The following is a 13,328-nucleotide window of genomic DNA, read 5'->3' on the forward strand; positions in this document are numbered from 1 at the left end:
CTTACGGGATCAGTGGGTGGCCGGGGCGGCCGGGGCGGGGTCGCGGTAGCGGGGCGCCACGGCCAGGCAGATCGCGCTCAGCGCGCACATGCCGACCAGCATCGCCACGGCCGGCCAGGCCGCGCCGCCGGCCGCGCCCACGAAGGCGGTCGCGACGATCGGGGACAGGCCGCCGAAGATCGCGCCCGCGCCCTGGTAGGCCAGCGAGATGCCGGTGTAGCGCACCTGCGGCGGGAACATCTCGGACAGGATGGCCGCCATCGGCCCGTACGTCCCCGAGGTGGCCAGCCTCATCAGGCCCAGCATCGCGAAGATCAGGAACGCGTTCTGCGAGCCCAGCACCGCGAACTGCGGCACGGCCAGCGCGGCGGTGATCACGAGGAAGAAGACCACGACCTTGCGGCTGCCCAGCCGGTCGCCCACCCAGGCGATGGCCAGCGTGGCCACCAGCTCGACGAACGCGGCGAAGCTCAGACCGCTGAGGATGAGCTGCTCGGACGCGCCGACCGACTCGCCTGTCGCGTACGCGAGCAGGAAGGTGGTGAGGATGTAGTAGCCGCCGATGGCGACCGGCAGCGTGCCGATGCCGAGCAGGACCGACCGCCACGAGAGGCGGAACACTTCCTTGATCGGCGTCGCGGCCTTCTCCACCTTCTGGAAGACGGGCGACTCCTCGACGCGGAGCCGGATGAACAGGCCCACGAACACCAGCACGGCCGAGACGATGAACGGCACCCGCCAGCCCCACGTGTGCAGCACGTCGTCGCCGAGCAGCGTGATGAGGCTGAACGCGCCGGTCGCGAGCAGCGCGCCGGCCGGGTTGCCGAGCTGGGCGAACCCGCCGAAGAAGGTCTTGCGGCCCTCCGGCGCGTGCTCGACCGCCATCAGCACGGCCCCGCCCCACTCGCCGCCGACGGCCAGCCCCTGCACGAAGCGGAGCACCACCAGCAGCAGCGGCGCGAGCGCGCCGATGCTCTCGTACGTGGGCAGCACGCCGACCGCGAAGGTGGCGACGCCCATCATGACCAGCGTCACCACCAGCGCCGACTTGCGGCCCACGCGGTCGCCGAAGTGTCCGAACACGATGCCGCCGAGCGGCCGGGCGAAGAACCCGACGGCGTAGGTGGCGAACGACGCCATCAGGGCGACCGTGGGGCTCGACGCGTTCGGGAAGAAGAGATCCCCGAAGACCAGCGCGGCCGCTGTGGCGTAGATGTAGAAGTCGTACCACTCGATCGTGGTCCCGACGAAGGCGGCGCCGGCCGCTCTGTTGGCGCGTTTCATGGGGTCCTCCGGGGTCATCAGGGGGTGCGATGACGATATGCGCAGGTCACAGCACCGGCCCCCGGGGCAAATCGCACCGTTGGCGATGAATTAGAGTGCGGTATGCACCTTGCAGAGGATGCGTCATGGCCCTGACCGTCGCCCAGGCGATGACGCTGCCCGGGATGAGCATGCGCCTGCTCGCCGGACGGGCGGGGCTGGGCCGGGAGGTCCGCTGGGCGCACGTGTCGGAGCTGGCCGACCCGGTGCCGTGGCTGCGCGGCGGCGAGCTGGTCCTGACCATCGGGCTCGGCCTGCCCGGCGACGCCGAGGGGCGGCGCGCGTACGTCGAACGGCTGTCCGTCGCGGGCTGCGCGGCGCTCGCCTTCGCGCTGGACGAGGCGATGGCGGAGGTGCCGCGCGACGTCCGGGACGCGGCCGATTCGTGCGGGCTGCCGGTCCTGGAGATCCTCACCCCGTTCGTCGCCGTGACCGAGGCGGTCGCCCGCTGGCACGCCGACGAGCGGGTGCGCGGCGAGCGCAAGGTCGTCGCCGCCCAGGAGGCGACGGCCAGGGCCGCGCTGACCTCGGGCACGACGGGCATCCTGCGCGCGCTGGCCGAGCACGCCGGCGGCGAGGCGCTGCTGCTCGGCCCGCACGCCGAGCCCGCCGCCGCCAGCCCGGAGGGGGAGCGGCCGTGGCACGCCCGCGCCGTGGAGGCGGCCGGCCGCGCGGCCCCGCGCAGCGCCGGGGTGCTCGACGACGGCATCCAGGCCGTCCAGGTGCAGAGCCTCGGCTTCGCCGGGCCGCCGATCGGCTGGCTGGCGGTGTGCACCGCCTCGCCGCTGGACTGGCACGTGCGGATGCTGGCCAACCAAGCCGCCTGCCTGCTCGCCCTGGAACTCCTGGGGGTGCGGGCCGGCCGGGTCAGGGAGCACGTCCAGCGCGGCCGGCTGCTGTCGGCCGCGCTCGACGGGGTGCTGCCCGCACCCGCGCTCGGCGAGCTGTGCCAGGTCGCGCCGCCTCCGTACGAGGTCGTCCTGGTACGGGAGGAGATCGCCCTTGAGACGGCCGTCGAGGCGCTCGAAGAGGTGGCGGCCGGCTCCCACGCCTTCGTCTGCGCCCGGCCCGAGGGCACGCTGTTCGTGCTGCCCGAGGACGGGCGGCGGCGCGGCGGCGACCTGTGCGGCCTGCTCGGCGCCGCGGGCGGCGGCTGCCGGGCGCACCGCCTGGACGAGCTGCCCGCCGCCGTCCGGCACGCGGCCGGGCTCGCCGCGCTCGGCGGCTACACCCACGTCGACGACCTGGAGCCGTGGGCGCTGCTGCGGGAGGCGATCGTGCCGGACGCCGCCGGCCGCTTCGCCGCCGCGGTGCTCCGCCCGCTGCGCGAGCACGAGGAGCGGCACGGCGGTGACCTGATCGCGTCCGTGCGCGCCTACCTGGAGTCGGGGGAGAACCTGGAGACCGCCGCCCGCCGCCTGGGCGTGCACCGCAACACGCTGCGCCGCCGGCTCGCCGCCGCCGAGCGCGTCTCCGGCCGCCCGCTGTCCGATCCGGACCACCGGCTGCAGATCTGGCTGGCGCTGTCGCTCGCCGACCTGGTCCCGCCGGGCCGGCCATGAAAGTTTCTTGCCGTTGCTAGATCGTCTGCGCATGTCAGAGGGCTGACCTGCTGAGGGCGGGCGCGCCGCCGGTTGCTCGACAAAAAATTTCGGCTCACCATCGAAATGTTTCGATCCCCCGATGGGAGAGGCGCGGATGAGAGCACGTCACCGTATAGCCGGAGCCGCGGTCGCCACCGCCCTCCTGGCCGTCCTCGGCCTGGTCCTCGCCGCCCCGGCCTCGTCGGCCCAGCTGGTGGAGGTCACCGGATTCGGGACCAACCCCACCAACCTGCGGATGCACCTGTACGTGCCCGACGGCGTGGGATCGCGGCCGCCGGTGCTGCTGGCCGTGCACTACTGCACCGGCTCGGGCCCCGCCCTGCACTCCGGCACCGAGTTCGCCTCGCTGGCCGACCGGCACAAGTTCATCGTCGTCTACCCGTCGGCCACCAGGAGCGGGGCCTGCTTCGACGTCTCCTCGCCGCAGGCGCTGCGGCGCGACGGCGGCAGCGACCCCGTCGGCATCATGTCCATGGTCCGGTACGTCCACCAGCGCCACGGCGGCGACCCCGAGCGCACCTTCGTCACCGGCGTCTCCTCCGGCGCGATGATGACCAACGTGCTGCTCGGCGACTATCCCGACGTGTTCAAGGCCGGCGCCGCCTACATGGGCGTCCCGTTCGGCTGCTTCGCCACCACCGACGGGTCGAGCTGGAACAGCCAGTGCGCCAACGGGCAGATCGTCAGGACGCCGCAGCAGTGGGGCGACCTCGTCCGCGCCGCCTACCCCGGCTACGCGGGCCCCCGGCCGCGCATGCAGATCTGGCACGGCACCGAGGACAGCACGCTGCGCTACCCCAACTTCCAGGAGCAGATCAAGCAGTGGACGAACGTCCACGGCCTGGGCCAGACGCCGTCCTCCACCGACACGCCGCAGGCCGGCTACACCCGCACCCGCTACGGCGGCACGGGCGGCACGGCCCCCGTCGAGGCGATCAGCCTCCAGGGCGCCGGCCACGACCTGCCCCGAGGCGGGATGGCCGCCGAGACCATCCGCTTCTTCGGCCTCGACTCCGGCGGCGGCCCCACCTCCACACCCACCATCACGCCCACCGTCTCCGGGCCCTGCCAGGTCGGCTACACCATGAACACCTGGAACACCGGCTTCACGACCGCCGTCTCCATCACCAACAGGGGCGCCTCGCCCGTCACCGCCTGGTCGCTGGCCTTCACCCTGCCCGCAGGCCAGACGATCACCGGCGCCTGGAACACCACGATCACGCCGTCGAGCGGCCAGGTCACGGCCACCAACGCGCCCTACAACGGGACCATCGCCCCCAACGCCTCGGTCACCTTCGGCTTCCAGGCCACCCACACCGGCAACACCGCGAAACCCTCCGCCTTCACCCTGAACGGGGCCGCCTGCGCGGTCCAGTGAGTCCCCGGGACGCCAGGAGGATGACCGCCCGGCGAGGCGGCGCGCGGGTCACCACCGGGGGTGACCCGCGCGCCGGCCGGACAGGCGGCAGGCGCGATCTCCGGGAGCCGTCCGGGCCCTCGACCGCCGGTGCAGCGGGCGATCGAGGGCCCGGCGGTGTGCCGCTACCCGGCTCCGAAGAACCGGGTGATCGCCTCGGCGAGCGCTTCTGGATGGGTCAGCGGGGCGGCGTGCCCGGCGCCGGGGATCTCGCGCATCCGGCCGTCGCGGACGTGACCGGCCACATGCCGCGCGCCCGCGCGGTAGAAGGCCATCGTGTCGCTCCCGTACAGGACCAGCACGGGAGCGGAGACCGCGCCCAGCACGGCCGGGTCCTCGACGGTGGGACCTCCGGACGCCTCCACCTGCCCGAGGAGGCTGAGCAGGTGCGGGACGTATCGGCCTGCGGCCTCGAAGTAGCCGGCGTCGTTGGCGACGGCGAGCTCCTTGTCGCTGAAGGGCCCGCCGGCGAACGCCCGGATCGCGGCCGTCACGTCGCCTCCGGCGGCCAGCTCGCCCATGCGGGCGATGGCGCCGACGATGACGGCTAGCTCCCGCCCGTCCATCAGGCCCCGCATCGGAGGCTCCAGAAGGACCACCGCGTCCACCGCTCCGGACCGCGCCGCCGTGTCGGATCGCGCTGCCGTGTCGGATCGCGCTGCCGTGTCGGATCGCGCTGCCGTGTCGGATCGCGCTGCCGTGTCGGATCGCGGCGTGCCGGACCGCGCCGCCGCGCCGAGCGCCAGGTTGGCGCCGGCGGACCAGCCCACCAGTCCGGCCGGTTCGCCCAAGCTGTCGAGGTAGGCGAGGACGTCGTCGACCTGCCTGCCCGGGCTGAGGTCGGGGTGGTCGCCGCTGAGGCCGCGGCCGCGCATGCTCGGCAGATGGCAGGTGAACCGGCCGGTGAGGTGTCCCACCAGCCGGCCCCAGTCGAGGTCGCCGTCGCCGATGGCTCCGTGCAGGAACACGAGCGGCCGCCCCCGGCCGTGCACGGTCCCGCCGATGGTGACGCCGTCGGTGGTGGTGACGTGGTGCGTGCGCTGTGTGCTCATGGCAGGCTCCGGCGTTCGGGCGAAGTAAACAGGTTTACTTTAGCCGGGGCCTCTTCGGTAAGTAAACACGTTTACTTGCTGGTGTCACCGTGCAGCAGCGCCCGCACTCCCTGGCGGACGTACTCGACCACCTGCTCGGGCGGCGCGGTGGCCAGCCGTCCCTCCGGGGACGCCCACCGCATCACCCGGATCCCGGCGAGCAGCGCGGCGGCCAGCTCAGCGCGCAGCCGGGGGTCGTCACCCGCCGCGACCGTGGTGAACGGCCCGACGACGGTGTTCTCGGCGTAGTCCCGCACCTCCTCGGGCAGCTCCACCTGACCAGGGGTCTCCCCGAGGAGCCGCCAGACCGTGAGCAGGTCGTCCAGGGCGAGCGGGCTCTCCGAACCGGACCCGTACAGCTCGGCCATCCGATCCGGCAGCTCCTCGGCCGGCACGTCCAGCTGCCCGAACATGGCCGAGTCCGCCGCGGCCATGGCGAACAACCCCGCCTTGGACCCGAAGTAGCGGTACACCAGGGCGACGTTGACGCCGGCGTCCGCGGCGACGTCCCTGACGCTGACCGCCTCGTAGCGGTCACCGGCGAACCGCCGGCGGGCCGCCTCCAGCAGCGCCTGCCGCGTCGCGGCGGCATCGCGGCGTCGCCGCGGCGCCGCCGCGCCCTCGGGAGTCTTCTTCTCCGCCGCCATCACCGTCACCACCATGACTCGACGTCAACGGCGGTAACGCTAGCGGACACCCGCCGGGCCAGGAGGGTCGTCAGTCCGCCTGGAAGTGCCAGATGACCATCGAGGACAGGCCGGCGCTCGCGGCCCTGGCCGCCTCCGGGGCCAGGTCGGTCAGCACCCACGGCCACACGTCCCACGGGCCGAGCGCCTCGGCCGGGGCGGGCGGCGGGCCGTCGTCCGGCTCCGGCGTCAGCTCCTCGCAGCGGCGCGGGCGCAGGCCGGCGGCCAGGGCGGCGCGCAGGTAGTCGCCGATGCCGTGCCGGTACGTGGTCACGCGGCCGGGGCTGCCGTCCGGCAGGCGCACGGGCGGGACCACGCCGCGCGCCACGCTGTCCGGATGGATGTCGGAGAGCACCACGTGCCCGCCCGGCCGCAGCACCCGGGCGAACTCGGCCAGCACCGGCCCGAGCGCGGGCACGTGCGTCAGCGCGAGCGAGCAGGTGACCAGGTCGACGGCGTCGTCGGCCACCGGCAGCCGGTCCAGGTCGCCGGGCAGGAACTCGCGGCCGGGCGCCTTCTTCCGTGCCAGCGCCAGCATCTCCGGCGAACTGTCCACGCCCCGCACGCGGTGGCCGTACCCGGCGAGCAGGGCCGTGAGCCTGCCGGTGCCGCACGCCGCGTCCAGGGCCTCGCCCGCCGGGATCGCGCCGAGGATCTCGTGGAGGATCGGCTCGTCGAGGTCGAAGGCCGCGTTGGGGCCGTCGTAGGTGGCCGACCAGATGCGGTAGCCCGCGACGGGGTCCACGCGGGCGACGTCCACGGCGGCGTCGGCCAACCGCGGGTCATCCAGAAATTTCCGGATCTCGGCGATGCGCGCCTCGGTGAACTCGCGCCCGTGCGCGCCGGTGAAGGCCCGCAGCAGCGCCATGCCCTCGATGCCGAGCAGGTATCCCAGCGGACTTTCGTGAATCATCGCCCGCCACGCTAAGCCCCAGCCTCCGGCGTCCGCCACGGATTATCCGCTCCGGGCCACTTGCCGGTGATTGGCCCGATACTCCCGGCGGCCTCGTCCCTACGCTGGGGCCATGGACCCGCGACTCGACGACGATCTCGTACAGCTGCCCGACCTGCTCAAGGAAACCCAGGAGCACGCCGTACGCCTCCTGGAAGGGCTGGCGGAGCGGCCGGTGGCGCCGCCGCCAGGGCGGCGCGAGCCGGTGGCGCTGCCGGAGCGCGGCGAGGGGGCGCGCGGTGCGCTGGAAGCGTTCGCGCGGCGCTGGGAGCCCGGCTTCTCGGCCAGCGCGGGCCCCCGCTACCTGGGGTTCGTCACCGGCGGCAGCACCCCCGCCGCGCTCGCGGGCGACTGGCTGACCGGTGCGCTGGACCAGAACGTGGTGGGCGACCTCGACTCGGCCGCCGCCGGCCTGGAGCGTGAGACGGTCTCGTGGCTGCGCGAGCTGCTCGGCCTGCCGGTCGCGTACGAGGGCGCGTTCGTCAGCGGCGCCACCATGTCCAACGTCACCGGACTGGCCGTCGCCCGCGAGTGGATCGGCGAGCGGCGCGGCGTCTCGGTCGCGGAGCAGGGGCTCGCCGCGCTCGGCCCGGTGCGGGTGCTGTCCGGCAGCCCGCACTCCAGCATCGGCAAGGCGCTGTCCGTGCTCGGCCTCGGCCGCTCGGCGCTGCGGCGGGTCGAGTCGCTGCCCGGCAGGGAGGCGGTCGACGTGGACCGGCTCGCCGAGGCGCTGCGCGAGCTGGACGGGGAGCCGGCGATCGTGGTGGCGAACGCCGGCACGGTCAACACCGTCGACTACGACGACCTGCGGGCCATCGCCGCGCTGCGCGAGCGGCACCCGTTCTGGCTGCACGTGGACGCCGCCTTCGGCGCCTTCGCCGCCCTCTCACCCGAGCACGCCCACCTGGTCGACGGGCTCGGCGAGGCCGACTCGATCTGCGTCGACCTGCACAAATGGCTGAACGTCCCGTACGACAGCGCCGTCCAGCTCACCCGCCGCCGCGACCTCCAGGCGCGGGTCTTCCAGAACTCCGCCGCCTACCTCGGCGCGGTCGGCGACGACCCCGACTTCGTCCACCTGACCCCGGAGAACTCGCGGCGGCTGCGGGCGCTGGCGGCCTGGTTCACGCTCGCCGCCTACGGGCGCGAGGGCCACGCGGAGATCGTCCGGCGTGACGTCGCGCTCGCCGCCCGGCTCGGCGAGCGGCTGGCCGCCATGCCCGCCTACCGGCTGCTCGCCCCGGTACGGCTCAACGTCGTCTGCTTCACCGTTGCCGCGGAGCCGTCCCGCGCCGACGAGGTGGCGCGGGCGGTCGCCGCGTCCGGCGAGGCGTTCATCACCCCCACCGTGTACGCGGGCGTGCCCGCCCTGCGCGCCGCCTTCTCCAACTGGCGTACGACCGAGGCCGACGTCGAACGGGTGGCCGAGGCGCTGGCACGGGCGGCCGGCTAACCCCACACCAGCCGGGCCGTCCGCGCGACCAGCTCCAGCTTGCGCCGCTGGTCGTCGACGGTGAGCAGGTTGCCCCTGGAGGTGGAGGCGAACCCGCACTGCGGGCTGATCGCCAGATCCTCCGGAGGCACGAACGCGGCGGCCTCGTCGATGCGGCGGCGCAGCTCGTCGGGTGACTCCAGGACCGGCACCTTGGACGAGACGAGCCCGAGCACGACCGTGGTCCCCCGGGGCACGAACCGCAGCGGCTCGAAGCCGCCGGCCCGCTCGGTGTCGTACTCCAGCAGGAACCGGTCCACCGGGACCTCGCCGAACAGCCGCTCGGCGACCGGCTCGTAGCCGCCGCTGGACATCCAGGCGCTGCGGTTGTTGCCGCGGCAGATGTGCATGCCGACCGTGACGTCCGGGTTGATCGCCTTGGTGGCGCGGACCAGCTCGGCGTCCACCGCGATCGTGGCGTCCAGCAGCACCTCCGGGGGAGGGGCGGCGGCGCCGAACATCCGCATGCGGAACCCGGGGTCGATCACGAAGTTGTAGCCCAGCGAGTCGAGCTGGATCCACCGCACGCCGAGCCCGATCAGCTTCCTGATCTCCTCGATCCGCAACGCGACCAGGTCGCGCATCATCGCGCCCGGGTCGGGATACGCGTCCGCGCTGATCTCCGGCCGCCACAGCAGGTTCCCCATGGACGAGCTCATCATGGTGATCTTGAAGGGGCCTGGCGCGTGCCGCCCCAGGAAGTCGGCCTCGGCGGCGGTGAGGTGCTTCTTCTGGGTGAGCCGGGCGTTCGCGGCCACCATGTCGAAGGAGGTCTCGTCGGGCGGCACCGGCTGACCGTCGCCTCTGAACCAGGCCGAGTTCGTCACCTCGGCCGGCACCACTCCGCCGAGCGACTCCAGCAGGCCGGCCATCCAGGTCGCCCGCCGCATCTCGCCGTCGGTGAAGACCTCGATCCCGGCCTCGCGCTGCAGGTCGATCGCGGCCAGCGCCGCGTCCTCCGTCAGCTTCGCGAGGGTCTCCTCGCTCAGCTCGCCGCGCCGGTGCGCCTCACGGGCCCGCAGCAGCTCGGGCGGCCGCAGGAGGCTGCCGACGTGCTCGGCGTGATGGGTGGTGGGCATGCGTTCCTCCCGGTTCGTCAGGTGGAGCGTCCGCAACCACTTTCCGCCCGCCGCCCCGGATCGTCCACCCGTTCCCACGAGATCGCGTCCTCATCTGCGCCTTTTCGTCAGGACGCAATGGTGTGGCCTCATCTTCACCTCCTGGCACAAGCTGTGGATCGGGGGAGATCCACTCGGGGGCTTGAGGGGGAGCTGAAACGTGGCTTCGGACGACGGGGGAACCAGAACCATCCGTGACCGCTTCGTACCGCTCGCCGCGGCGGCATGCCTGCTGTCCCTGGCCGCGTGCGCGGCGGAGCCGGAGCCGCCCCTGGACCCGGGCCTCCGTCTCGACCAGCGGCCACTGGTGCTCCCGCTCGACGCCTATCACGCCTCCCCTGAGGAGGAGGCCGTCGTCCTGCGGGCCCGGACCGAGCTCTTCCGCGGCTGTATGGCGAGGCTCGGCTTCACGGCGCCCACGGGCGCCCCCGCCACGGGGATCGACCGCAACCACGAGCGCTATTTGCTGGAGGACGAACGACTCGCCAGGACTCGCGGCTACCACCCGTCGGAGGCGTCGCGGGCCGGGCCGCAGCGGGTGCCCGACCCGGGCTACCTCGCCGCGGCCAACGGCACCGGACGTCCCGGCGCCGCCGTCCCTCCCGGAGGGTGCGAGGCGGAGGCGCACGACCGGCTGATCCCCGTGCCCGCCGCCGAAGCGATGCGGCGCGTCACCGACCTGAAGGGGTGGAGCTGGGAGCGCTCGCTGAGCGACAGCCGGGTGACCGGCGTCTTCGCGGCCTGGTCGTCGTGCATGGCCCGGCTCGGCCATGACTATCCCACGCCGCGGGCGGCGAACAACGACGTCGCGTTCAGAACCGACCGGCCGACTCCCCGGGAGATCGCGACCGCCGTCGCGGACGTCCGGTGCAAGCGGCAGACGGATGTCGTCCGCACCTGGGCGGCCGTCGAAGCCGCCTACCAGCAGCAGGCGATAGCCCGGCACCTGGACGAACTGCGGGAAGGGAAGAAGGCGATCACCTCCCTGGTGGCCGCCTCCCGGGCGATCGCGCGGCAGCGCTGACGGCTCCCGCCCTCATGCTCCCGGACCGGGGCTCTCCCGTTCCGGGCTCACCAGAAAGAAAGGCATCACCACCGATGAAGCGTGTCACGCGTTCTGTCGCAGCCCTGGCCATGCTCGGCGCGGCGGCCATGGTCACGACCGCCACCCCGGCCGCGGCGGCCGCCTGCACCGACGCCGTCTGCGTCTACGAAGGGCGGGGCGGGACCGGGACTGTCGCCGGGTTCACCACCGCCGACAACAACTTCTCCAACAACAAGTTCCTCAACGGCACCAACGTCAACGACCGGATCTCTTCCATCAGCGTGGCGACCAACCGCAACGCCGCGATGTTCTACACCGATTCCTACTGGCGCGGCCACGCGCACCGGATCGAGAATTTCGGGCACAGCCGGCCGCACGACGCCGTATGGGACAACCAGTACAGCTCGTTCCGCTATGTCGTCATCGACTGAGTCCTGACCCGGCCGGTGCCCCGCTGGGGCACCGGCCCTCAGCCGATGCGGACCGGCAGCGAGCGCGGCCCGCGCACCTGGCCCGAGGCCCACCGCACCGCCTCCGGGTCGGCCAGCGAGAAGGACGGGATCCGCTCCAGCCACACCTCCAGGGCCACCCGCAGCTCCATCCGGGCCAGGTGGGAGCCCACGCAGCGGTGGATCCCGAGACCGAACGCCGCGTGCCGGTTGACCTCGCGGTCGATGACGACCTCGCCCGCCCGGTCGAACTGCTCCGGATCACGGTTCGCCGACGGGAACGACAGCAGGATCCAGTCGTCCGCCTTCATGTCCACGCCCTGCCAGGTCATGTCCTCCTTGACCAGCCGGGCCATCGTGACCGGCGCGTATGCCCGCAGGAACTCCTCCATCGCCGTCGGCAGCAGCCCAGGCTCGGCCACCAGCCGCTCACGGTCGGCGGGGGTCTTCGCCAGGTGCCACAGCGACGCGCCGATCGCGCTCCACGTGGTGTCGATGCCGGCGATGAGCAGCAGCGCCATGGTGCCGGACACGTGCTCCGGCTGGAGCTTCTGTCCGTACAGCTCGGCGTCGATCAGGTACGTGGTCAGGTCGTCGCGCGGGTTGTCCAGGTGATCGTGGATCTGCGCGTACAGGTAGTCGAAGAGCTCCTGGAAGTTGGCCATGCGCTCTTCCGGCGGCAGGTTGACGCCTTCGAGCACGTTCTCGATGAACACCCGGAACCGCGGCCCGTCCTCCGGCGGGAAGCCAAGCATGTCCGAGATGACCCGGATCGGGATGTGCTGCGCGTAGTCGGCGGCGGCGTCCACCACGTCACGGCCCTCGAACGCGTCGATGAGCGAGTGGCAGTACGCCCGCGCCGCCGCCTCCCGCCTCGACACCGCGGTCTTGGTGAACGCGGGCAGCAGCAGCTTGCGCGCGTCGTGGTGGAACGGCGGGTCGGAGGAGATCGGCGGGGTGCCGCCGACCGGCGCGAGCTCTCGCGGCGGCCGGAAGTTGCTCATGACGATCGACCGTGAGGAGAAGCGCTCGGTGTCGTACGCGACGGCCGCCACGTCCTCGTACCGGGTCGGCAGCCATCCGCCGCCGAACCGGCCGGTGTGCGCGATCGGGCAGCGCTGCCGCAGGTCGTCCAGGATCGGGTACGGGTCCGCCGCCCACTCCGGCTCCAGGTGCGAGAAGTCCGTCGCCCAGTCCTCGACGGGACCGGTGATGATCTCGCTGCGGGTGCCGAGGGCCTCGTCCTCCTCCTCGCGAAAGTCCCGGGTGAAGCGGTCGTCGACGCTCATGTCAAGCCTCCTCCGATACGGTGATCGCGTTCTCCGGGCAGTTGGAGACCGCCAGACGGGCCGTACGTTCCTCGCCCGGCGGCACGACGCCGTCGCCGATGACCGTCCCGTAACCCTCGTCGTCCTCGCCGAACAGACCGGGCGCGATGTCGTAACAGCGGCCGTGACCTTGGCAGCGCTCGGGGTTGATCTGAACTTTCACGGTGTCGAATCCCTTTTTATGGTGTCTTCGGCGGGCGCGAGGCCGTGGACGACGCGGGCGAGCAGCGCGGCCCACTCCGCCTCGTCCACCGCGTGCAGGTCCGGCGGGACGAGCGCGCTGCCGATCGCGAGCAGGAAACAGAAGTGGGCCAGAGCCTCCGGCGACAGCGCCGGGTCGAGCTCGCCGTCACCCTGGGCGACGCGCACCAGCCCGGCGATCCAGTCGGCGCGCTCGCCGACGTAGTCGCGTGTGGGCGTGGCCACGTCCGGGTCGCGGCGGGCGGCGACCAGCGCCTCCACGAGAAGGTAGCCGGGGGCGTCGCGGCGGTGGGGCAGCCGGCGCCCGATGGCCAGCAGCAGCTCGGTCGCCGACCGGTCCGGATCGTCGGCGAGCAGGTCGGCCAGCATCCGGCTCGCGTGCGCCCGCAGCGCCGCCACCAGCAGCTCCGCCTTGGAGCCGAAGTGGGCGTAGAGCGCGCCGTTGCTCACCCCCGCCGCGGCGGCGATGTCGGCCACCCGGGTCCCGTCGTACCCGCGCTCCGCGAACACCTCAGCGGCCGCCCGGAGCAGCCGCTCACGGGTCTCGGCGGCGGTGACACCGGCGATACGCCCCATGCACGAATTAAAAGACCGTTCATTTGATTCGTCAACGGGTGACAGT

13 protein-coding genes are annotated in these 13,328 nt (G+C 73.0%); 5 read left to right on the forward strand and 8 right to left on the reverse strand.

The genetic code is table 11. The annotated features are described in order from the left end of the window. Positions 1–9 precede the first annotated feature (9 nt). Complete coding sequence (locus ACZ6YG_RS10290) at positions 10–1,284, reverse strand: MFS transporter (RefSeq protein WP_246641233.1); 1,275 nt, start codon at positions 1,282–1,284, stop codon at positions 10–12. A 125-nt stretch (positions 1,285–1,409) separates the two neighbouring features. Between ACZ6YG_RS10290 and ACZ6YG_RS10295 the strand changes: the two genes are divergently transcribed. Together ACZ6YG_RS10295 and ACZ6YG_RS10300 are read left to right on the forward strand one after the other, a co-directional pair. Then, entirely contained in the window at positions 1,410–2,885 is a 1,476-nt protein-coding gene (locus ACZ6YG_RS10295) for a PucR family transcriptional regulator (RefSeq protein ID WP_397197992.1), read from the forward strand. A gap of 136 nt (positions 2,886–3,021) precedes the next feature. After that, positions 3,022–4,305, forward strand: coding sequence for an extracellular catalytic domain type 1 short-chain-length polyhydroxyalkanoate depolymerase (locus ACZ6YG_RS10300; protein ID WP_466017755.1), 1,284 nt, complete (start codon positions 3,022–3,024; stop codon positions 4,303–4,305). 164 nt (positions 4,306–4,469) lie between these two features. Here ACZ6YG_RS10300 and ACZ6YG_RS10305 read toward each other — a convergent pair whose 3' ends face one another. From ACZ6YG_RS10305 to ACZ6YG_RS10315, 3 genes are all read right to left on the reverse strand, one after another. Next, positions 4,470–5,396: an alpha/beta fold hydrolase gene (locus tag ACZ6YG_RS10305; protein WP_466017756.1), complete on the reverse strand. Its 927-nt coding sequence runs from the start codon at positions 5,394–5,396 to the stop codon at positions 4,470–4,472. A 71-nt stretch (positions 5,397–5,467) separates the two neighbouring features. Continuing rightward, complete coding sequence (locus tag ACZ6YG_RS10310) at positions 5,468–6,097, reverse strand: TetR/AcrR family transcriptional regulator (protein ID WP_466017757.1); 630 nt, start codon at positions 6,095–6,097, stop codon at positions 5,468–5,470. Positions 6,098–6,152: 55 nt separating this feature from the next. Beyond that, on the reverse strand, positions 6,153–7,034 hold the full coding sequence (locus tag ACZ6YG_RS10315) for a class I SAM-dependent methyltransferase (RefSeq protein ID WP_466017758.1): 882 nt from the start codon (positions 7,032–7,034) through the stop codon (positions 6,153–6,155). Positions 7,035–7,146: 112 nt separating this feature from the next. Between ACZ6YG_RS10315 and ACZ6YG_RS10320 the strand changes: the two genes are divergently transcribed. Next, on the forward strand, positions 7,147–8,526 hold the full coding sequence (locus ACZ6YG_RS10320; protein ID WP_466017759.1) for a pyridoxal phosphate-dependent decarboxylase family protein: 1,380 nt from the start codon (positions 7,147–7,149) through the stop codon (positions 8,524–8,526). Here the strand turns inward: ACZ6YG_RS10320 and ACZ6YG_RS10325 are convergent. Continuing rightward, positions 8,523–9,644 (reverse strand): cobalamin-independent methionine synthase II family protein, encoded by a 1,122-nt coding sequence (locus tag ACZ6YG_RS10325; protein WP_219551200.1) that lies wholly within the window; start codon positions 9,642–9,644, stop codon positions 8,523–8,525. The two genes, ACZ6YG_RS10320 and ACZ6YG_RS10325, sit on opposite strands and share 4 nt — an antisense overlap. Positions 9,645–9,843: 199 nt before the next feature. Between ACZ6YG_RS10325 and ACZ6YG_RS10330 the strand changes: the two genes are divergently transcribed. Continuing rightward, positions 9,844–10,707 (forward strand): hypothetical protein, encoded by an 864-nt coding sequence (locus tag ACZ6YG_RS10330; protein ID WP_466017760.1) that lies wholly within the window; start codon positions 9,844–9,846, stop codon positions 10,705–10,707. Positions 10,708–10,781: 74 nt separating this feature from the next. Continuing rightward, on the forward strand, positions 10,782–11,159 hold the full coding sequence (locus ACZ6YG_RS10335; RefSeq protein ID WP_271276973.1) for a peptidase inhibitor family I36 protein: 378 nt from the start codon (positions 10,782–10,784) through the stop codon (positions 11,157–11,159). 38 nt (positions 11,160–11,197) lie between these two features. Here the strand turns inward: ACZ6YG_RS10335 and ACZ6YG_RS10340 are convergent, their stop codons facing one another. The 3 genes from ACZ6YG_RS10340 to ACZ6YG_RS10350 are packed head-to-tail and all read right to left on the reverse strand — an operon-like array spanning position 11,198 to position 13,282. Beyond that, positions 11,198–12,466 carry a cytochrome P450 gene (locus tag ACZ6YG_RS10340; RefSeq protein WP_219551206.1) on the reverse strand — a complete coding sequence of 423 codons (1,269 nt, stop codon included), beginning with the start codon at positions 12,464–12,466 and terminating at the stop codon, positions 11,198–11,200. Position 12,467: 1 nt separating this feature from the next. Beyond that, on the reverse strand, positions 12,468–12,668 hold the full coding sequence (locus tag ACZ6YG_RS10345; RefSeq protein WP_148033233.1) for a ferredoxin: 201 nt from the start codon (positions 12,666–12,668) through the stop codon (positions 12,468–12,470). After that, positions 12,665–13,282 (reverse strand): TetR family transcriptional regulator, encoded by a 618-nt coding sequence (locus ACZ6YG_RS10350; protein ID WP_466017761.1) that lies wholly within the window; start codon positions 13,280–13,282, stop codon positions 12,665–12,667. Before ACZ6YG_RS10350 ends, ACZ6YG_RS10345 begins: the two co-directional genes overlap by 4 nt. Between the last annotated feature and the right edge of the window lie 46 nt (positions 13,283–13,328).

Source organism: Nonomuraea sp. NPDC054003 (genome assembly GCF_055585125.1).